The organism is Martelella sp. NC20 (genome assembly GCF_013459645.1).
Classification (GTDB): Bacteria; Pseudomonadota; Alphaproteobacteria; order Rhizobiales; family Rhizobiaceae; genus Martelella.
In genome coordinates this window covers 4,936,022-4,956,630 of record NZ_CP054861.1, presented here as the reverse complement: position 1 = coordinate 4,956,630, position 20,609 = coordinate 4,936,022, and the positions used below count along the sequence as shown (strand labels likewise).

Genomic DNA, 20,609 nt, shown 5'->3' with positions numbered 1-20,609 from the left:
GAGAGATCGTGGTTGCGAACGATCGCGTCAAACCGCCGCTCACATTCTTACCACATATCCAAAAGGCTGCCTCAGTTCCGCCCCTCGCGCCACCACGTGGCGGAGATCAGCGCCAGAAGTGCTGCAAGGCCCAGCAGGCCGTTGAACAGCGGCAGCGAGCGGATGCTTTCAAGCCGTGTGTCGGCGGTCTTCACAATTGGCATATAGCTGTCATTGCCGGCTCTCAGCGGGCCGTTGACGACCCGGATCGGCGGCATGCCGTCGGCAATGCGCTGCGTCAGTCCGCCGGTCTCCTGTGAAAGCGGGGCGAGCGTCGCGGTGGTCGAGATCATCGCCTTGAATTCCGGCGCGTCCGGATCGCCGACATTGACGAGGCGCTGAAGATCGCCGTTGGCGACGGTGAACAGCCCCATTTCATCGACGCGGGCCTCTCCCCGGTAGAGACCCGGTTCTGCTTCGGAAAGCGGTACGGTGATGCTCTGGCCCGAAGGCGTGGTGACGACGGCGTCCGGGGCTCTCTCGTCCATCGTCTGGCGGGTGATTGCGAGCGTATCGCCGTTCACCGTGGCCGAAAGCGTTTCCTCCTCCAGCGCCGGTTCCTTCATCAGCCAGTGGGCGATCCGGCGGTAGAGCGGTACATAGGGGCCGCCGCCCTCGAAACCGCGCGCCCACAGCCAGCCCTGGTCGGACAGAAATTCGGCAACGCGGCCTTCGCCCTCGCGCGAAAGCACCAGAAGCGGCGCGCCATCGGCGGTCATGACGGTTTCCCCGCGCGCCGGACCCACGGGAATGGAGCGGAACCACCGTCCCCAGGCCGGCGGTGTGGACGCGCTGCCGGGCAGGTCGCGGGTGACCGGATGGCGCTCGCCAGTTTCGGAGATTTCGGGATAGAAGCCGCCCTCGGCAAGATCGCCGGTGGGGATCGCAGGCAGCACGGCGGAAAGCGGCGTGTCGGCGATCGAATCAGGGCCCGCGATCTCCGGTCCCGCCGCCACCAGCAGCGCGCCGCCATTCAGCACATATTGAGCGATATTGTCGTAATAGAGCAGCGGCAGCACGCCGCGGTTCTGGTAGCGGTCGAAGATGATCAGGTCGAAATCGTCGATCTTGTCGATGAACAGTTCGCGGGTTGGAAAGGCGATCAGCGAAAGTTCGTTGATCGGCGTGCCGTCCTGTTTTTCCGGTGGGCGCAGAATGGTGAAATGCACAAGGTCGACCGAGGCGTCGGATTTCAACAGGTTGCGCCAGGTGCGCTCGCCCGAATGCGGTGATCCCGATACCAGCAGCACCCTGAGGTTCTCGCGAATACCCTCGATGATCTGGACGGCGCGGTTGTTGATGGTGGTCAGTTCGCCATCGACGGGAGCGACCGAGAGTTCGAGAATGTTCTCGCCGCCGTTCTCAATGTCGAAGACATAACGCGTCGGCAGGTTTGTGCCAACCAGCATTTCGGCTGCGACCTCGCCGTTGATGCGGGCCGTTACCTTGGCCGGTCCGCTTGTGTGCTCGTCCACCGGCCCGTCATCGACAACGGTGAATTCCACCGGCAGGCTGTCGCCGACGAGGCCGAAGCGGGGCGCCTCGTTGATCTCGATACGGCGGTCATATTCGCTGTCGGTTCCGGTCACCAGGGTATTGAGCGGGATTGCGCCCGGAAGGCCGCCGGCGTCATCCGGCAGGTCGTGGATCTGGCCGTCGGTGATCAGGAAGGCGGCGCCCAGACGGCTCGGCGGCACATCGCGCACGGCTTCTGACAGGGCTGCGAAGGCGAGCGTTTCGGCGCGGCCGTTTTCGTCTGCGGTGACGACATCGACCAGCCGGGGCTCCAGCATCGGGTCGTCGGCAAGCCGTGCCTGAAGGGCGGCAAGCGCGTCGTCCGTCTGGCCCTGGCGCTCTTCGGTCAACTGGCTCTGGCTGCGGTCGACCACGATCGGCACGATGGTTGTCAGCGCCGAGCGCTCCTCGCGGCTGATTGTCGGGTTGGCAAGCGCGGTCACCAGCAACAGCCCGGCCGCGGCCCTGAGCGTGGTAGCCCGCATGCGGGCAAGATAGCCGGCCGCCATCAGCGCCAGCACGAAGGCGAGCGCGATATAGATGGCCCAGAGCGGCAGCAGCGGTGCGAAGGTCAGCGCCATTATTGTCCCAGCCTTTCCAGGAGGGCAGGGACGTGCACCTGGTCGGCCTTGTAATTGCCGGTCAGCATGTACATCACGATGTTGACGCCGGTTCGGAAGGCATATTGGCGCTGCGTCGGATTTTCCGGCACGGTCGGCAGCATCGGCGTCGAATCGGGATTGATCGCCCAGGCGCCGGCGAAATCATTGCCGGTGATCAGGATCGGCGAGACGCCGTCGCCGCCGCTCGAGACGATATTGCCGACTGCATCCTCGCCGGCGCGGGCTTCGACCCAGAGCGGCGAGCCGTCGTAGCGGCCGGGGAAATCGGAGAGCAGATAGAATGACCGGGTCAGCACATGATCGTCCGGCACGGGCTCCAGCGGCGGCACGTCGATATTGTCGAGTATCTGGCGCAGCCGCGCCGTATTCGGGCTGACGGCATTCTGGCCGAGCGGCGAATACTGGTCGCGGGTGTCGAACAGCACGGTGCCGCCATTGCGCATATAGGCCTCGATCCCGGCAATCGCCTCTTGCGACGGCATCGGCGCGGTGGCCGAGATCGGCCAGTAGATCAGCGGATAGAACGCCAGTTCCTCGCTGGCCGGATCGACCCCCACCGGATCGCCGGGCTCCAGCGCCGTGCGGTAGGAGATGTAGTCGGACAGGCCCTTCAGGCCGCGCTCGGATATCCGGTCGACCTCATCCTCGCCGGTGACGACATAGGCGAGATGGGTCTCGTAAAGCAGATCGGCGATTGCCGCATCGTCGCCCTGGGCGTGAACCGGCGGCGGCGCCCCGAGATAAAGCGGGATTGCAAGGGCGCAGGCGGCGAGTACCGCAACGGGCATGGCGGCCCGGCGCGGACGCAGCGTCCGGAACGCACCGTTCATGGCCATCATGACAAAGCCGTCGATGATCAGCAGCACCATTGCGGCGGCGAGAAGCCAGGGCTTCAGGCTGAAGGCGCGTGCATTGCCGATCGGCTCGGTCCTGACCGCATCGCCAAAGCCCGTTGTGTCGACCGGCGAGAGCTGATCGGACGACTGGAACAGGTTCAGCGCCGTGAAGCCGTCCGGCGAGCCGTAAAGGCCGGGCGGATGTTCCGCCGTTGCCACGGCCGGTTCGCCGGGTACGGCAAGCGGTTTGGCGTTCGACACATCGCTGGTAAGCGTCCCGTTGGCGGCCAGCAGCCGATAGGGCGAAAGCAGGGCCACAGTCCCGGTCTCCCCCTCTTCGGCCTGGCTGGCGCGTGACAGGTTGACGATCCGGCGCAGCATTTCCACGAAATATCCGGAGATCGGCAGGTTCGACCAGTTGGGATCGGCGGAGGTATGGAACAGCACGATCCGGCCGTCGCCGAGCGCGCCCTCGGTCACCAGCGGCGTTCCGTCGGCAAGGCTTGCCCAGGTGTGATCGGAAAGCGTTGGCGCGGGTTCGGCCAGCACCTGACGGGTGACGGTGATGTCGTCTGGAACCGGCAATCCGTAGAAAGGACTGTCGGGCGGAAACGGCGCCAGCGGCTGCGGCTCGCTCCAGCTCATCGCGCCACCGAATGCCCGCGCGCCGGAACGCAGCCGCACCGGCAGAAGACTGTCATCCCCGGAAGCGGCGGCAAGCCGCGGGCCTGCAAAACGCACCAGCGTACCGCCGGCCTCTACCCATTGCTGAAGCTCGGCATGGGCTTCCTCGGGCAGTGTGCCGACATCGCTCAGGATCATGACGGACGGATTGCGGTCAATCAGCGCCGCGATTTCCTCCGTCAGGGTCGCAGCGTCGCTCGAAATCAGATCGGCATAGGGCGAGAGCGCCTGACGCAGGTAATAGGCAGAGGAAAGAAGCGGCTGGGCATCGTTTGCCGGGCTGCCCGATATCAGCGCCACCCGGCGTCTCTTGAAGCCGTCATCGAGAAGCTGGACCGCGCCGGCATTGCTGGCGCCGTCGACCGAGACCCTGGCGAAATCGTTGCGAACCTCGAACGGCGCGCGGATTTCCGTGGTCGCGGCCCTTGCGCCTGCCGCAAAGATCAGCGGGGCCGTGGCGATCACCCGACCCTGAAGATCGTAGGCGTCGACCGTCATCTCTGCCTGCGCGCCGGCTTCGGCCCGCGTTGCGGTGATCCGGCTTGCGGTCGCGTCGTTGCGGACGTCAGTGAGGGCGACCGGCAGCGCGCGGGGGGCGCTCAGCACGATGTTGTCCTCGGCGGAGGACAGCATGGAAAACGCGGTTGCGTCATCCGGTTCGGCCAGGCCATCGCTGATGAAGGCGACGGTTGCCGGCGGGGTCTCGCCGAAGGCCTCGGAAAGCGCTGTTGCGGCGGCAAGCCGGTCGGGCCGGGCGGCGCGCGGTTCGGCGGCGGCGAGGCGGCGGCGCGCCTCGGTTGCCGAAACCGGGCTCGGATCATTGGCGGTCTCGGCGGTGAACGCCATCATGATCGGCTGGTCGGCATCGGCGGCAGCGTCGATCAGCGTTTCGGCGGCGCGGGTTCGCGCCTTCCAGTCCTCGGCGCTGGCCCAGCCATTGTCGATCAGCAGCGCCAGCGGGCCGCCGGTCGCAATCGCGGTGCGCTCGGGATCGATCACCGGATTGGCGATCGCGAGGATCACCAGCGCGGCCAGCGCCATGCGCAGCAATGTCAGCCACCACGGGCTCTTCGCCGGCGTCTCGTCGCGTCTGGCAAGCCGCAGCAGGATCGCAAGCGGCGGAAACACCTCGCGGCGCGGGCGCGGCGGCGTCAACTTCAACAGCCACCAGATTGCCGGAAGCACCGCCAGCGCGGCCAGAATGAGCGGGCTTGCAAACTCCATCACCGCACCCCTTTGCCGAGGCCGGACAGGCGCAAATGGACGGCGGTCAGCGCTTCGGAGGCGGGGCGGTCGGTGTGATGGGTCACGAACGACCAGCCGGAATGACGCGCGGTATCGGCAATCGCCTGCCGGCGAGTGCGATACTCCGAGAGATAGGCGTCCTTCAGGCTTTCGGCGCGGCCGAGCGTCAGTTCGCGGCCGGTTTCGGGATCGGAGAAAGCCGTGCGGCCGCTATAGGGGAAACTCTCCTCGGCGGGGTCCGCCACTTCAACGAGATGCGCCCGCAGGCCGCGCTCGGACAGCGGCGTGATCTGCGAAAACAGGGCATCCGGGGCATCCAGGAAATCGCCGATCATCACCAGTTCCGAGGGACCGCGCATCATCCGGGTCTGCGGCAGTTCGGCCGGAATTTCGGATGCCGTCGCCAGCGCATGGGCAAGTTTTTCGGCGCCGTTTCTGTTGGAGATTGGCTCCATCAGGCCGGGGTAGCCGACGCGTTCGCCGGAGCGCAGCAGGGTTTCGGCAAGAGCCAGCAGGATCACCAGCGCGCGATGTTCCTTGGAAACCGGGGCAAGCTCCGAGCGGAAATGCATCGACGGGCTGAGATCGGCGAACAGCCAGACGGTGTGGGCTGCCTCCCATTCCATGTCGCGGACATAGATATGGTCGTCGCGCGCAGAACGCCGCCAGTCGATGCGCATCATCGATTCGCCCGGCGCATAGGGTCTGAATTGCCAGAAATTCTCGCCCGGCCCCCGCCGCCTGCGTCCGTGCCAGCCTGAAATCACGGTATTGGCGATCCGCCTTGCCTCGATCAGGCAATCCGGCAGCAGGGCCGCACGCCGCCTGCCCTCGGCAAGGGCCGAATTGCGGGCGGTTGGCGGTGTCGTTTGTCCGATTGCAGCCAATGGCAAGCCTGTCAGTTGAGATCGCGCTTGGCGATTGCGGCGATGACGTCGGTCACGGTGGTTCCCTCCGCCCGGGCGGAGAAGGTCAGCGCCATGCGATGCTGCAGCACCGGGCCGGCAAGCGCGCGCACATCATCGACGGAGGGCGCGAGCCGGCCCTCGTAGAGCGCCCTTGCGCGCGCCGTCAGCATCAGCGACTGGCCGGCACGCGGGCCGGGACCCCAGGCAACGTCGCGGTCGGTATCGGCATGGCCTTCGCCGGGACGCGCGGCGCGCACCAGCGCAAGGATCGCCTCCAGTACGCTTTCGCTCACCGGCATCTTGCGGATCAGCGTCTGGATTTCCATCAGCCGCGCGGCGCTCAGCACAGGGCTTGCGGTTTCTTCCACCGCACCCGTGGTTTCGAGCAGGATGCGACGTTCGGAGGCGAGGTCGGGATAATCGACATTGACCTGCAACAGAAACCGGTCGAGCTGGGCTTCGGGCAACGGATAAGTGCCTTCCTGCTCCAGCGGGTTCTGGGTGGCGAGCACGTGGAACGGTCGCGGCAAATTATAATGCTGGCCGGCGATGGTGACGGCATATTCCTGCATCGACTGCAGCAGCGCAGACTGGGTGCGCGGCGAGGCGCGGTTGATTTCGTCGGCCATCAGCAATTGCGCAAACACAGGTCCCTTGATGAAACGGAAGGCGCGGCGGCCGGCCTCGCTTTCCTCCAGCACTTCCGAACCCAGAATATCGGAGGGCATCAGGTCGGGGGTGAACTGGATGCGGTTGCTGTCAAGGCCGAGCACGGTGCCGAGCGTGGATACCAGCTTGGTCTTGGCAAGCCCGGGCACGCCGACCAGCAGCGCATGGCCGCCGGACAGGATCGCAAGCAGCACGTTCTCGACCACGCTTTCCTGTCCGTAGATGACTTTCGACACTTCTTCGCGCACGATCCTGATATCGGCGAGCGCCCTTTCGGCTTCCGCCACGATCCCGTGCGTTTCTTCTGTGTCAATCGCGCCCATTCACATGTCTCCATGGCCCATGGCCAGTTCGGGTCTCAGGCGGCGAAATGGTGGAGCGCTGCCTGTCGGGAAAGGATAATCACCTGCGGGCGGCTGACAAGCCGGTTTGAAATGACTATTTCGAGAGGAGGCCAGTTTGGCCCTGAAAGTGAGACGGAAAAATGACGCAAGGCAACATAGCGGGCGATGCCGGCGGGCTGGCCTCGGCTATCACCCGCCAGCTTGACGGCGGCACATTGCGCAAGCCGGCGCCCGTGGATGCGTGGGAACCGGCGTTCTGTGGCGATATCGACATGGAAATCCGCGGTGACGGGGCCTGGTTGTATCAGGGGTCGCCAATCGGCCGCGCGGCTCTGGTCCAGCTTTTCTCTACCGTGCTGCGTAAGGACGAAGACGGCGAGACCTATCTGGTGACGCCGGTGGAAAAACTCCGGATCAGGGTCGAGGACGCCCCGTTCATCGCCGTCGGGATGGAGGTCGAGGGTGTGGGAGACAGCCGGACGCTGGTGATTCGCACCAATATGGGCGATTTGGTCGAGGCCGGTCCCGACCATCCGTTGCGCTTCGATGCCAGCGGCGATGATGACGGGCTGAAGCCCTATGTGCTGGTGCGCGGCCGGCTTGAGGCGTTGTTTTCGCGGGCGCTGACCTATGACCTGATGGCGCTTGGCGAGGAAATCGAGATCGAAGGCCGGGCGATGTTCGCGATTCGCGCCGGCGGCGCTGCGTTTCCGGTCATGGATATGGCCGCGTTGGAGCAACGCCTGTGAAGGAAACACCATTTGCCGCAGGCGCTTTCCGGGAACGCGCGCTTCGCCAGCGCGGCCGGCCGTCGGAACATGCATGGCGCGATCACGGCGATCACAAGCTCAATCCCGATCTGTTCGCCTATTACGAAGACCTGGATATGCGCGCGGCCGCCGTGCTGGTGCCGGTGGTCGACTATGGCGACGAGGCGCGGGTGATCTTCACCCGGCGCACGACGAAACTGCGCAAGCATTCCGGCCAGATCGCCTTTCCGGGCGGCTCGATCGATCCGGACGACCGTTCGCCGGAAGATGCGGCGCTGCGCGAAAGCGAGGAGGAAATCGGACTTGCCCGCCATTTCGTCCAGCCGGTCGCCCGCTTGCCGGATTATCTCGCGGGCAGCGGCTTCCGGATCACGCCGATTCTTTCGGTGGTGCGCCCGGGCTTTTCCCTGAACATCAATCCCGATGAGGTCGATGCGGTGTTCGAAGTTCCGCTCGGCTTCATGATGGACCCCGCCAACCATGCCCGGGGCACCGCGATGCTGGGCGGAAGTATGCGGCAATATTACGAAATCAAGTTCGGCGACCACCGGATCTGGGGGATAACCGCCGGCATCGTCAGGACAATTTACGAAAGGCTTTACGCGTGATCGAGCTTGGCAGTCAGGACTGGTTCAACGACGACCGGCTCAGGAAGGTTCTGCGCCTTCTCAACGGCGACGGCGGCGAAACCCGTATTGTCGGCGGCGCGGTGCGCAATGCGCTGATGGGCGTTCCGGTCGGCGATACCGATCTTGCGACAACGCTTTTGCCCGACGCCGTCATCGCCCGTGCCAGGGAAAGCGGCATGAAGGCGATCCCGACCGGCATCGATCATGGCACGGTGACGGTGGTCTGTGACGGCAAGCCGTTCGAGGTGACCACGCTTCGCGCCGACGTCGAGACCTTCGGCCGCCATGCGACCGTGCGCTTCGGCACGGACTGGGCCGAGGATGCCGCGCGGCGCGACTTCACCATCAACGCGCTCTATGCCGATGCCGATGGCAAAATCCATGATCCCGTCGGTGGGCTTGGCGATATCGAGACCAAGACGGTGCGGTTCATCGGCGAGGCCGAAACGCGGATCCGGGAGGATTATCTCAGGATCCTGCGGTTTTTCCGGTTCTTCGCCTGGTATGGCGGCGGCAGGCCGGATGCGGAGGGTCTGCGCGCTTCGGTTCGCGCGCGCGACGGTCTTGCCTCGCTTTCGGCCGAGCGGGTGTGGGCCGAGACGAAGAAGCTGCTCGCCGCCCGTGACCCGTCGCGCGCGCTGTTATGGATGCGCCAGACAGGCGTTCTGACCGCGATCGTGCCGGAGAGCGAGAAATGGGGGATCGACGCTATTCCCGCGCTGATCGATTGCGAAGCCTCGCTCGGCTGGCGGCCGGACCCGTATCTGCGGCTCGCCGCGATCATTCCGCCCTATGATGTCCGCGTCACGGAACTCGCCGATCGGCTCAGGCTCTCCAATGCCGAGCGCGCGCTCCTGCTCGCCTTCGCGACAGCGCCGGCGTTAAGCGGTGCGACCACAGCGCCAGCATTGCGGAAGTTGCTTTACCGCAATGGCAGGGGCGGTATTCTGATCAGGCTGAAACTGGCGCTGGCCACGGTGCGCGGAAAAGCGGGCGCGGGCGATCTCGATGCCGCGGGCGAGGCCGGCAGGCTCGGGCAACTGGTCGGTCTGGCGGAGACATGGGAAAAGCCGCAGATGCCGCTTTCGGGCGGGGATATTGTTGCCGCCGGCGTGTCGGCGGGGCCGCAGGTCGGGGATTATCTGAAGAAACTGGAGGAATGGTGGGTTGACGGCGACTTCAAGGCTGACCGGGCAGCGCTTGCTGCCCGGCTTGAGACGCTTCGGGCGGGCAAGGCCTAGACCTGTTCCTCGTCCTTCACGCGCGCCTTGATGTTTTCGACCATGTTCTCGCGAATAATGGTCTCGCCATGGGTTGTCCTCAAATGCTCGACGGCGCGACGGACGACCTCCGCCTCCTCGTCCGCGCGGGCATGAAAGGTGCAACCGGGTACGAGTGAACCGCAATCAAAACGTTTCATGGTATCCTCCTTTGGATTGGCCTCCCTGCCGCAAAGGCCGGGAGGTCTTTCTCAAATGCCGCGAAAGCGCGGCAGTAGAGCCCGGACGGAGCCGCACGGGGCGGCTCCCCATTTCAATGCTGGGCCCAGGTTTCAAACACAGCCGAGCTTTCGCAGGGCCGGCCATGCCGGCGGGCGATATGGGCTGCGTATGCGCTGTCGTCGGTGACCGCAACCTTATGGGGTTTCGGCTTCTGATGGTCCGACGGCTTTCTGTCTTCCTTGATTTCGACTTTCTTCGTCATTGTTCAGCTCCTCCCGAACAAGTTTGCAATCAAGTCTTACATTGACGTGGTGCAGGGAGCCCATGAATGCAAGGCGAACAAGGCGATTCTTTGATGAAAAATTAACTATATCGATTTAGGTTCAAGGCCATCGCGTGACAGGCGGCAGCGAGGACAGGATCGCCTCGATATTGCCCCCGGTTTTGAGCCCGAAAACGGTGCCGCGGTCATAGAGAAGATTGAACTCGACATAGCGCCCGCGACGGATCAACTGCTCGTCGCGATCCTCCGATGTCCATTCGTGATTGAAGTTGGAGCGCACGATCCGCGGATAGACCAGGTTGAACGCCCGGCCGATGTCCTGAACGAAGGCGAAGTCGGCGTCGAGCCCGCCCCTGTCGTCCTCCGAATGCTGCCAGTCGAAGAATATGCCGCCGATGCCGCGCGCCTCCTTGCGGTGGGGCAGGTAAAAATATTCGTCGCACCATGCCTTCATCTTCTTGTAGTCGATGATCGCCTGATGCCGGTTGCAGGCGATCTCCATCGCCCGGTGAAACAGCGTGCTGTCGGGGTCTTCCTGCTTGCGGCGGCGCGCCAGCACCGGCGTCAGGTCCGCGCCGCCGCCGAACCACCAGCTTTTGGTCACGATCATGCGGGTGTTCATGTGCACGGCCGGCACATTCGGATTGACGGGATGGGCGATCAGCGAAATCCCGCTTGCCCAATAGCGCGCATCCTCATCGATCCCCGGCATATTGGCGGCCATTTCGGGGGAAAACGTCCCTTCGACGGTGGAGGTATGAACCGCCGCCTTTTCGAACACGCGACCGTGCATGACCGACATCCGTCCGCCGCCCTCGCCATTTTCGCGGGACCAGTCCTTGACCGCGAAGCGGCCGGGTTCGAGATCGCTCATCGGCCCGGTCAGTTCCCGTTCCAGCGCCTCGAAGCCGGCGCAGATCGTATCCCGGAGGCTTTCGAACCAGGCTTGGGAAGCCGCTTTTTTCTCTTCGATGTCGTCCGGCAGACCCACGGGCAATTGCGGCCGTTCCATAGATGCACTCCACTCAAGACTGAAACGCCCGTTGATCCGGGCTTTTGATTTGACTCGCAAATTTTCAAGGAAAACCTTATCTTCTTTGAAGAATGAAGGATAGCGTGATGGGCAATGTTCCAAAGCCGCCTTCGATGGCGGGGCTGAAAAAACGCATCCGGGAACACCGGGCGCAGCAAAACAGCGACGGCTTCGTGCGCGAGCGCTATTGCCTTGCCCGCGACGACGCCCGCGCCAAGGCGCGCGAATGGTTCCAGAGCTATCCCAAGGCCGCCTACTGGACCGAGGTCGAAAGCTGGCGCGTTACCGGCGACGACCGGATCGAATTCACCATGCGGCGGCTGTCGTCCGCCGATTGATCCCAATCAGACACGTCGTTCAAAGCCGCCGGTCTGGCGCATCGCCTCGGCCGCGACGATGCCCGCCGATACCGCGAGATTGATCGATCGTTGCCCTTCGGCCATCAGGATTCGCACCCGGTGGTCGGCGGCCGCGTGGACATGGTCCGGCACGCCGGCGCTTTCGCTGCCGAACAGCAGAATATCGTCGGGCCGATAAGCGAAGTCGGTATGACCGAGCGCCGCCTTCGTCGAGGCAAGCACGAGACGGCGGCCGCTATCGCGCCGGAAGGTCTCGAAGGCTTCCCAGTCCACGTGCCGGGTCATGACGGCGCCGGCGATATAATCCAGGCCCGCCCGTTTCAGGTTCCGGTCGGAAAGCGCAAAGCCCGCCGGCTCGATGATGTCGACGGCAAGGCCGAGGCAGGCGGCAAGCCGCAGGATCGTGCCGGTATTGCCGGCGATATCCGGCTGATAGAGAGCGATGCGCAGGGTCATCAGCGTTGTCTACGGCGGAACGGCTGCCCGCTCAAGCGTCATATCACCCCGAGCAGTTTCCACCACAGAAAGTCGAGCGGCAGCAGCACGAGCGCGGTGATCACGGTCAGCGGCGCCAGGATTTTCATCAGTTTGGCCACCGGCTGTTCCGTCACCTGCATGCCGACCATCAGCGGCGCCGACTGGTAGGGAAACAGGATCGTCGAAAAACCGATCACCTGCGTCATCAGCACCGCCATCACGCTGAACCCGGTCAGGTCCGCCAGTTCGCCCGCCATCGGGGTCAGCACGGCGGGTACGCCGGGCAGGATCGATATGACGCCGACCACGAAGGCGATCACCGAAAGCGACATGAAGTTCAGGAAATCTCGGCCGGGTTCGAGCGGCAGAATGTGTTCCATGCCATGCGCGATCACGACGCCGAGCCCGGTGACATTGACGACGGCGCCGAGCGCGAGGAACCCGGCCATGAACAGCAGCACGCTGAAATTCACATGCTTGTCGAATTCGGCCGGCCCGACCGGCCCGACGCCCGGCCAGAGCAGCGCGATCGAGGCAATGATGCCGACCCAGGCCGGGTTGATGCCATGGAGCGTGTCGGTCATCCAGAAGGCGAGCGTCGTGGCGAGAATGGCGACCACATACCATTGCCGCCAGCCGAGCGGGCGGGATGCGGCCTCGGCAACGCCGCCGCTCTTCGGGCGTGGCGTATCGGGGAAGATGCGGACAATCAGCGCGACCATGATGATGCTTTTCAGCAATCCGAGGATCGGAAAATGCAGCGCCATGTAATAGGCATAGGTGAGGTCGATGCCGTAGATCGTCTGGGCCGCGCCGGCGAGCACCAGATTGGGCACGTTGGATGGCAGCAGCGCGAAACCGGGAATATGGCAGGCGAACGTGGCGGCGATGGCAATCGCGGCTCGTCCCGTCGTTCCCTTTTCGAAGCCGAGGCTGTCGGCAAGGGCCGCGGCGATCGGCCAGAGCAGGAAGAACCGCCCGAGCGATGACGGCATCACGAAGGACAGCACGATCGAGATCGCGAATATGCCGGATATCAAAAATGTGTAGCTTCGCGAAAAGCGTCCGAGCAGCGCTGCCCCGATCTTCTGGCTGAGACCGGAACTGGTGATGGCCGCGGCGATCAGAAGGCCCGAGAAGATCAGCCACATGGCGGCGGAGTGGAAGCCGGAAAACACGACCTCCGGCGGCGCGAGCTTCAGCACCAGCGCAATGACGAAGAACAGCAGGCTCGCCAGATAGGGCGGAACGACGCCGGTCGCCCAAAGGCTCAGCGTCACCAGCACGAGACCGAGCGTGCGGGTCTGATCGGCGGTCATGAAGGATACGGGAAACAGCGGGAATATGATCGCCACCGTGGCAATGCCCGCGACGAGAAGTTTCTTGTAGGACGGCATGCGGAAGCCTTTGGATTGTTCTTTCGTTCAGTGTATGAGATCGGTAACTTCTGCGGAACTGCTACATGATGCCAAACGATATCGCGTTTCCGACAATTTTCTTCGAGGATGAGGGTCCGGGCTCGATCCTCGATCCCGCGCGCCCGGTGACGGCGCGCTCGCGGCGCTGGAAGGCGGGGGAGGTTGGCCGTGCCCTTCATTCCCACCCGCGCGGCCAGCTTTTATGGGCGGAGGAGGGGATATTGCGGGTGCGTTCCGGCGACACCCACTGGCTCGCGCCCTCCAGTCACTGCGTCTGGATACCGGGCGATGTCGTGCATGCGGTGGCGATGGAGACGGATGTCTCGGCCTGTTTCATCTATATCGATCCCTCCGTTACCCGCGTTGACAAGGGCGAATGCGAGGTGTTGCACATGACCGCGCTGATGCGGCAGCTGATCCTCAGGTTTTGCGCGCTGGCGCTGGAAACGGCGGCCAAGGGCGAACGGCTCTCGCGGCTTTCGCAAGTCATCATCGATGAGCTGGCGACCTTGCCGTCGGCTCCCCTCAGCCTTCCCGCCGGCAGCGATCCGCGCCTCAAACGCGTCACCGACAGGCTGCTTGAGAGCCCGCATGATCATGCCGGTCTTGAGGAACTGGCGCGGTCGTCGGGGGCCGGGGTGCGAACGCTGGAGCGGCTGTTCAGGCGGGAGACCGGTTTCAGTTTTTCCGAATGGCGCAGCCGGCTCCGGCTGATGGAGGCGGTCAATCAACTCAGCCACGGCAAGAGCAGTACCGAAATCGCGGGACGGCTCGGCTATATGAGTGTAAGCGCATTCGTCGCCGCCTTTCGCCGCCACTTCGGCGTTCCGCCGCAATCCTATCTCAACGGCGGGCAGGGCGGCGATCGGGATACCACGCACGCCATTCACAACCAGGGTTGATGGTTGCCATCACCCCCGTTGCCTACCGGCAACACTATCGCGCAAACGCCAATGAAATGCTTCCCGGCGCTGGTCAAGTTCCGGGAACGGGGGTATAAGCGGCTCCGTTTTCAACACCGGCAGAGGAGCGCCCGCATGATGATTGTCAGCAGCACCGTGTTGCTCCGCGTTCCACCACGCCGGTTCGCGTGACCTTTCACACGCTTTTCCTAATTCCTAGATAATCAATCCCTACTGTCGCGGCCGTTTCGTTCGGTCGCTGTTCCAGTCTCCGCTTCGTCCCGCGTCCGTGCGCCCCCGTGCCGCCGTTTTGAGGGTTTGAGGAGACCTATTGGAGTCCGATCATGTTTCGCTGGTTTGAAAACCGCCTGAATCCCTATCCCACGGAAGTGCCCGGCACGCCGCCCAAGGGGCTGTTCCCGTTCCTTTGGCATTATTCCAAGCCGGCCGCGCCCTGGCTTGCGGTGATGTCGCTGGTGGCGGCATTGATCGCCTTCGCCGAGGTCTATCTGTTCCAGTTCCTCGGCGATATCGTCAACTGGTTGTCGACGGCCGATCGCGAGACCTTTCTCGCGGATGAGGGCCGGCACCTGTTCTTCATGGGCGCGCTCGTGCTCGTGGGGTTGCCCTTGCTCACGGCTTTCGGCTCGCTGCTGATCCATCAGTTGCTGATGCCCAACCTGCCGATGATCGGCCGCTGGCAGATGCACCGTTACGTTCTGCGCCATTCGATGAACTTCTATGCCAACGAGTTCGCCGGGCGGGTCTCGCAGAAGGTGATGCAGACCTCGCTTGCCGTTCGCGAAACGGTGATGAAGACGCTCGACATGTTCGTCTATGTCGTGGCCTATTTCGCGTCGATGATCTTCGTGGTCGCCGCGGCGGATATCAGGCTGGTGATCCCGCTTCTGGTATGGCTGGTGATCTACGGCATCCTGCTGTGGTATTTCATCCCGCGGCTGAGAAGGATTTCGGCCGAGCAGGCCGATGCCCGTTCGCTGATGACCGGCCGGGTGGTCGACAGCTACACCAATATCGCCACGGTGAAGCTGTTTTCCCATGCAGGCCGCGAGGAAGAGTTCTCCAAGCAAGGCATGGACGGATTTCTGGATACCGTCTACCGGCAGATGCGTCGGGTGACCCAGTTCCAGATCCTCGTCTATATCAACAACGCCATCGCGTTGTTTTCCGTGGCGGCTCTGGCGATCCATTTCTGGCTGCAGGAATCGATCACCGTCGGCGCCATCGCCCTGACGCTCGGTCTCGTCATGCGCATCGGCGGCATGTCGCAGTGGATCATGTGGGAAGTGACCGCGCTTTTTGAAAATATCGGGACCGTCTATGACGGTATGTCGATGATGACCAGGAAGCACGAACTCACCGATGTCGAGAACGCCCCGGCCCTGACCGTCACGAAAGGCGAGATCGTCTATGACGATATCTCCTTCCATTACGGCAAGAAGGGCGGCATTATCGAAGGCCTGTCGCTGACGATCCGGCCGGGCGAAAAGGTCGGCCTTGTCGGGCGCTCGGGCGCCGGCAAGACCACGATGATGAACCTGCTGCTGCGCTTCTTCGATCTGGAAAGCGGGCGGATCACCATCGATGGCCAGGACGTGTCCAGGGTCGCGCAGGACAGCCTGCGGGAGAATATCGGCGTCGTGACGCAGGATACCTCTCTGCTGCACCGCTCGATCCGCGACAACATCGCCTATAGCCGCCCGGGCGCGAGCGACGAGCAGGTGATCGCGGCGGCCAAGCGGGCCAATGCCTGGGAGTTCATCCAGGGATTGTCCGACATGCACGGCCGGATCGGGCTTGAAGCCCATGTCGGCGAGCGTGGCGTCAAGCTTTCCGGCGGGCAGCGCCAGCGCATCGCGATCGCGCGCGTGTTCCTGAAGGACGCGCCGATCCTGGTGCTGGACGAGGCAACCTCGGCGCTCGATTCGGAGGTCGAGGCCGCGATCCAGGAAAGCCTGTTCGAGCTGATGGAAGGCAAGACGGTGATCGCGATTGCCCACCGGCTTTCGACTTTGACGGAGATGGACCGTCTGGTCGTGCTCGACAAGGGCGAGATCGTCGAACTCGGCACCCACGAGGAACTGGCCAACGCGCACGGCATCTATGCCGATCTGTGGCGCCGTCAGTCAGGCGGTTTCCTCGGCGATGACGAAAACCTGGTCGCCGACACCGCCGCCGAATGAGATGGACCGGGCCCGCTACAAGGCGGGCCCGGTTTTTTGATGAGCCTCTTGCCTATCGTGTGTCACCCTTGACCCGAGGGTCCAGGCAAAGTTCTCCGTATGGCCTGGATGCTCGGGTCAGGCCCGAGCATGCCCCTTAGAGAAGGAAGCGGCTATGCCGGCTGTCAGCCAGCCAGAAATGCATATTTCCGCGACCGGCGAATCCCTGTAAGGCTCAGACCATGATTTTCCGCCGTATCGCCCGCATCTTCGAAAACTGGATCGATCCGCTTGCCGACCGGCCGGTGGAGCAGCCGCCGGCCACGCTTCTGGGCTTTACCTGGTTCTATCTCAGGCAGGCCAGGTGGCCGTTCTTCGCGATGCTCGTGCTTGGCGGCGGCAGCGCGCTGATGGAGACGGCGTCGTTCTGGTTCATGGGAGTGCTGATCAACATTCTGGACGCGACGCCGCGCGATGCGGGCTGGTCCGGCATGATGGCGGACCATGGCTGGGTGCTGATCGGCATGGCCTTCACCATGATCGTGGTGCGCGTCGTGCTGCTGTCCGCCTCGATGCTGATCGAGGAGCAGACGATCACGCCCGGCTTCCAGAACCTGGTGCGCTGGCAGTCCTACCGCTATGTGGCGCGCCAGTCGCTGACCTTCTTCCAGAACGATTTCGCCGGCCGGATCGTCACCAAGGTGTCGGCCGCCGGCCAGTCGATCGGCGACCTGATGTCGTCGCTGCTGCAGGTGGTCTGGTTCATGGCGATCTACACGATCTCGACCATGGCGCTGGTGGCAGCGCTCGACTGGCGGCTGGCGGGGCTGATCGCGCTGTGGATCGCGATCTTCGCGGCGCTTGCCCGCTATTTCGTGCCGCGCATCCGCAAAAATGCCAGGGACCTCGCCGAGGTCAATTCGATGATGTCGGGCAGGCTGGTCGATTCGTTTTCCAACGTTCTCACGCTGAAGCTTTTCGGCAGCGACGAGGGCAATGATTCGTATATCCGCCAGGGTTTCCTGCGGCTGATCGCCCAGATCCAGCAATTCACCCGGCTGATCACCGGGGTGCGGGCGGCGCTCAACCTGCTTTCCGGCGTGATGATCACCGCGATTGCGGCACTTTCCGTTCAGCTCTGGTTTACCAGCGACATCTCCTCGGGCGCGGTCGCCTTCACGCTTGGTCTTGCGCTCCGGCTCTCCATGCTCTTGGGGCGGTTGATGATGCAACTGAACGGGATGATGCGCGCGATCGGCACGATCCAGAACTCGGCCGAGATGATCGCCCAGCCGATCGGACTTGTGGACAGGCCGGATGCGGCGGCGCTGACCGTCAGCCATCCGGAGGTTCGCTTCGAGAACGTCGCCTTCGGCTATGACGGAGGTGGGCCGGTGATCCGCAATCTTTCGCTCACGATCGGGGCGGGTGAGAAGGTCGGCATTGTCGGGCGTTCGGGGGCCGGCAAGTCGACGCTGGTGAACCTCCTGCTCCGGTTTTACGATGTCGATGGCGGCCGCATCCTGATCGACGGCCAGAATATCGCCGATGTCACGCAGGAGAGCCTCAGGGCCAATATCGGCATGGTGACGCAGGACACCGGCCTGCTGCACCGCGCCATCCGCGACAATATCCGCTTCGGCCGCCGGGAGGCCGATGACGACAGACTGTGGGAAGCGGCCGAGCGGGCCGAAGCCGACAGCTTCATCGCCGATCTCTCCGATCTGCGCGGCCGCAAGGGGCTCGATGCCCATGTCGGCGAGCGCGGGGTGAAACTGTCGGGCGGCCAACGGCAGCGCATCGCGATTTCCCGCGTGATGTTGAAGAACGCGCCCATCCTGGTGCTCGACGAGGCCACATCGGCGCTTGATTCGGAAGTGGAAGCGGCGATCCAGTCCAATCTGATGAAGCTGATGGAGGGCAAGACCGTGCTGGCGATCGCCCACCGGCTGTCGACGATCGCGGCGCTGGACCGGCTGATCGTGATGGACAAGGGCCGGATCGTGGAACAGGGGACGCATGGCCAACTGATCGAGAGCAACGGGCTTTACGCCTCGCTGTGGGAGCGACAGTCCGGCGGCTTTCTGCCGTCCACCGACGCGGAGGATTGAGGCGCCGCCGAAGCCGATCGCCCCTTTGCCGACCGCATTTCACCGGCTTGCTTCGGCCTGACGGTTTGCCTGTGATTGAAATCCGTCAAACACTGGACATCGTTGATGAACATGCATAAAACTTGGCGGATCAAATGGACGTTGCCACGCGCCTTCGCTGGTAGACATGCGGAGGAAGGACGGTCCTCGGTGGCAGCGGCATCAGCTATGGAGGGACAGCGGTGCAAGACGAGATTGTTTCGACGGATCATTCCGGCGAACCGACCCGGCGCGATTTTCTTTATCTGACTACCGGAATGGCCGCAGCCGTCGGGGCCGCTTCGGTCGCCTGGCCGTTTATCGACCAGATGCGACCCGACGCGTCGACCCTTGCGCTATCGACCGTGGAAGTGGATGTTTCGAGCCTCGAACCCGGCATGTCGCTGACGGTGAAATGGCGGGGCAAACCGGTATTCATCCGCAATCGCACGGAACAGGAAATCGAGGAGGCCAAGGCCGTTCCGCTTTCCGACCTGAAGGATCCGGAAGCGCGCAACGAAAACCTGCCCTCGGGCTCGCCCGCGACCGACGTTGATCGCTCGGCCGGCGAATCCATGGAAAACTGGATCGTGATGATCGGTTCCTGCACCCATCTCGGCTGCATTCCGCTCGGCCAGGCTGGGGATTTCGGCGGATGGTTCTGTCCCTGTCATGGCTCGCATTACGATACGGCGGGCCGTATCCGTAAAGGTCCCGCGCCGCAGAACCTTGCCATTCCGCTATACGCATTTACGGCCGACACCGTGATCACGATCGGTTGAGGGGAGAGACTGATTCATGAGTGGACACTCGAGCTATGTGCCGTCGAACGGCGTGTCGAAATGGGTGGATTCGCGTCTGCCGCTGCCGCGTATGCTTTACGACAGCTTCGTCACCTATCCGGTACCGCGTAATCTGAACTACGCCTACACGTTCGGCGCCATGCTGTCGGTCATGCTGATCGTTCAGATCGCCACCGGCGTCGTGCTTGCCATGCACTATACCGCCTCCACCGGCGCCGCCTTCCTCTCGGTCGAGAAGATCATGCGCGACGTCAATTACGGCTGGCTGCTGCGCTACATGCATGCCAATGGCGCGTCGTTCTTCTTCATCGCCGTCTACCTGCACATCGCGCGCGGGCTCTATTACGGCTCCTACAAGGCGCCGCGCGAGATCCTCTGGATGCTCGGCGTGGTGATCTATCTGCTGATGATGGCCACCGGCTTCATGGGCTATGTTCTGCCCTGGGGGCAGATGTCGTTCTGGGGCGCCACCGTCATCACCGGCTTCTTCACCGCCTTTCCGCTGATCGGCGACTGGGTTCAGCAGCTTCTGCTCGGCGGCTTTGCCGTGGGCGAGCCGACGCTGCAGCGTTTCTTCGCGCTGCATTACCTGCTGCCGTTCATGATCGCCGGCGTGGTGATCCTGCATATCTGGGCGCTGCACGTGACCGGACAGACCAACCCGACCGGGGTCGAGGTCAAGCAGAAGAGCGATACCGTCGCCTTCACGCCCTATGCGACCGTCAAGGATGCGCTCGGCGTGACCGTGTTCCTGATCGTCTATGCCTGGTTCATCTTCTACATGCCGAACTTCCTCGGGCATCCGGACAATTACATTCCGGCCGATTCGATGAAGACGCCGTCCCATATCGTGCCGGAATGGTATTACCTGCCGTTCTACGCGATGCTGCGCGCCATCACCTTCAATGTCGGCCCGATCGATTCGAAGCTTGGCGGCGTGCTGGTGATGTTCGGCTCGATCCTGATCCTGTTCTTCCTGCCCTGGCTGGACACCTCCAAGGTGCGTTCGGCGGCCTACCGTCCCTGGTACAAGCTGTTCTTCTGGCTGTTCGTGGCCAACGCGATCATGCTCGGCTGGCTCGGCTCGCAGTCCGCCGAAGGGGTGTTCGTGGTGCTTTCGCAGCTCGGCACGCTCTATTATTTCGGGTTCTTCCTCGTCATCATGCCGGTTCTTGGCCTGTTCGAAAAACCGACCCGGATACCGAATTCCATTACCGAAGCGGTGCTTGAAAAAGAAGCCGCCCGGAAAAAGCCAGCCGGATCCGGCGTGTGAAGGGCGGGGGAAATATCATGAAGAAACTCGTTACCCGCATCCTGT

At 63.4% G+C, this 20,609-nt stretch carries 18 protein-coding genes; 9 read left to right on the top strand and 9 right to left on the bottom strand.

The genetic code is table 11. The features are described 5' to 3' along the window. Positions 1-71: 71 nt before the first annotated feature. From HQ843_RS23705 to HQ843_RS23690, 4 genes are read right to left on the bottom strand one after another with little or no spacing between them, the layout of a single operon-like run. On the bottom strand, positions 72-2,135 hold the full coding sequence (locus HQ843_RS23705) for a hypothetical protein (RefSeq protein WP_180900894.1): 2,064 nt from the start codon (positions 2,133-2,135) through the stop codon (positions 72-74). Continuing rightward, a complete protein-coding gene (locus tag HQ843_RS23700; protein WP_180900895.1) occupies positions 2,135-4,921 on the bottom strand; it encodes a DUF4159 domain-containing protein in 2,787 nt (928 codons plus the stop codon). The genes HQ843_RS23705 and HQ843_RS23700 overlap by 1 nt, the downstream gene beginning before the upstream one ends. Beyond that, positions 4,921-5,829, bottom strand: coding sequence for a DUF58 domain-containing protein (locus HQ843_RS23695; protein ID WP_180900896.1), 909 nt, complete (start codon positions 5,827-5,829; stop codon positions 4,921-4,923). The genes HQ843_RS23700 and HQ843_RS23695 overlap by 1 nt, the downstream gene beginning before the upstream one ends. 11 nt (positions 5,830-5,840) lie before the next feature. Further along, positions 5,841-6,842: an AAA family ATPase gene (locus tag HQ843_RS23690; protein ID WP_180900897.1), complete on the bottom strand. Its 1,002-nt coding sequence runs from the start codon at positions 6,840-6,842 to the stop codon at positions 5,841-5,843. 161 nt (positions 6,843-7,003) lie between these two features. On the opposite strand from HQ843_RS23690, the gene HQ843_RS23685 reads away from it, so the two are divergent. Genes HQ843_RS23685 through HQ843_RS23675 form a run of 3 tightly spaced genes read left to right on the top strand, consistent with a single transcriptional unit; the run spans position 7,004 to position 9,503 of the window. Continuing rightward, a complete protein-coding gene (locus HQ843_RS23685) occupies positions 7,004-7,612 on the top strand; it encodes a DUF1285 domain-containing protein (protein WP_180900898.1) in 609 nt (202 codons plus the stop codon). Next, positions 7,609-8,241 carry an NUDIX hydrolase gene (locus HQ843_RS23680; RefSeq protein WP_180900899.1) on the top strand — a complete coding sequence of 211 codons (633 nt, stop codon included), beginning with the start codon at positions 7,609-7,611 and terminating at the stop codon, positions 8,239-8,241. Before HQ843_RS23685 ends, HQ843_RS23680 begins: the two co-directional genes overlap by 4 nt. After that, positions 8,238-9,503: a CCA tRNA nucleotidyltransferase gene (locus HQ843_RS23675; RefSeq protein ID WP_180900900.1), complete on the top strand. Its 1,266-nt coding sequence runs from the start codon at positions 8,238-8,240 to the stop codon at positions 9,501-9,503. The genes HQ843_RS23680 and HQ843_RS23675 overlap by 4 nt, the downstream gene beginning before the upstream one ends. Here the strand turns inward: HQ843_RS23675 and HQ843_RS23670 are convergent. The 3 genes from HQ843_RS23670 to hemF form a co-directional block, all read right to left on the bottom strand. Then, positions 9,500-9,682 (bottom strand): DUF1059 domain-containing protein, encoded by a 183-nt coding sequence (locus HQ843_RS23670; protein ID WP_180900901.1) that lies wholly within the window; start codon positions 9,680-9,682, stop codon positions 9,500-9,502. The genes HQ843_RS23675 and HQ843_RS23670 overlap by 4 nt on opposite strands. 113 nt (positions 9,683-9,795) lie before the next feature. Next, a complete protein-coding gene (locus tag HQ843_RS23665; protein WP_180900902.1) occupies positions 9,796-9,966 on the bottom strand; it encodes a hypothetical protein in 171 nt (56 codons plus the stop codon). Between the two features lie 121 nt (positions 9,967-10,087). After that, positions 10,088-10,999, bottom strand: coding sequence for an oxygen-dependent coproporphyrinogen oxidase (gene hemF, locus HQ843_RS23660; RefSeq protein WP_180900903.1), 912 nt, complete (start codon positions 10,997-10,999; stop codon positions 10,088-10,090). Positions 11,000-11,106: 107 nt separating this feature from the next. On the opposite strand from hemF, the gene HQ843_RS23655 reads away from it, so the two are divergent. Continuing rightward, positions 11,107-11,358 carry a hypothetical protein gene (locus HQ843_RS23655; RefSeq protein WP_180900904.1) on the top strand — a complete coding sequence of 84 codons (252 nt, stop codon included), beginning with the start codon at positions 11,107-11,109 and terminating at the stop codon, positions 11,356-11,358. Between the two features lie 6 nt (positions 11,359-11,364). Here the strand turns inward: HQ843_RS23655 and HQ843_RS23650 are convergent, their stop codons facing one another. Together HQ843_RS23650 and HQ843_RS23645 are read right to left on the bottom strand one after the other, a co-directional pair. Beyond that, the gene (locus HQ843_RS23650) at positions 11,365-11,838 is read right to left on the bottom strand and encodes a tRNA (cytidine(34)-2'-O)-methyltransferase (RefSeq protein WP_180902055.1); all 474 of its coding nucleotides are present in this window, start codon (positions 11,836-11,838) and stop codon (positions 11,365-11,367) included. 35 nt (positions 11,839-11,873) lie between these two features. Further along, positions 11,874-13,253: an SLC13 family permease gene (locus HQ843_RS23645; protein WP_180900905.1), complete on the bottom strand. Its 1,380-nt coding sequence runs from the start codon at positions 13,251-13,253 to the stop codon at positions 11,874-11,876. A gap of 65 nt (positions 13,254-13,318) precedes the next feature. On the opposite strand from HQ843_RS23645, the gene HQ843_RS23640 reads away from it, so the two are divergent. The 5 genes from HQ843_RS23640 to HQ843_RS23620 all read left to right on the top strand — a co-directional run bounded on the left by HQ843_RS23640 (position 13,319) and on the right by HQ843_RS23620 (position 20,564). Next, positions 13,319-14,176, top strand: coding sequence for an AraC family transcriptional regulator (locus tag HQ843_RS23640; RefSeq protein ID WP_210275297.1), 858 nt, complete (start codon positions 13,319-13,321; stop codon positions 14,174-14,176). Positions 14,177-14,520: 344 nt separating this feature from the next. Then, complete coding sequence (locus HQ843_RS23635) at positions 14,521-16,380, top strand: ABC transporter ATP-binding protein (RefSeq protein WP_180900906.1); 1,860 nt, start codon at positions 14,521-14,523, stop codon at positions 16,378-16,380. 221 nt (positions 16,381-16,601) lie between these two features. Further along, entirely contained in the window at positions 16,602-18,470 is a 1,869-nt protein-coding gene (locus HQ843_RS23630; RefSeq protein WP_180900907.1) for an ABC transporter ATP-binding protein, read from the top strand. 221 nt (positions 18,471-18,691) lie between these two features. Continuing rightward, entirely contained in the window at positions 18,692-19,270 is a 579-nt protein-coding gene (gene petA / locus HQ843_RS23625) for a ubiquinol-cytochrome c reductase iron-sulfur subunit (RefSeq protein WP_180900908.1), read from the top strand. A gap of 16 nt (positions 19,271-19,286) precedes the next feature. After that, on the top strand, positions 19,287-20,564 hold the full coding sequence (locus tag HQ843_RS23620; RefSeq protein ID WP_180900909.1) for a cytochrome b: 1,278 nt from the start codon (positions 19,287-19,289) through the stop codon (positions 20,562-20,564). Positions 20,565-20,609 lie beyond the last annotated feature (45 nt).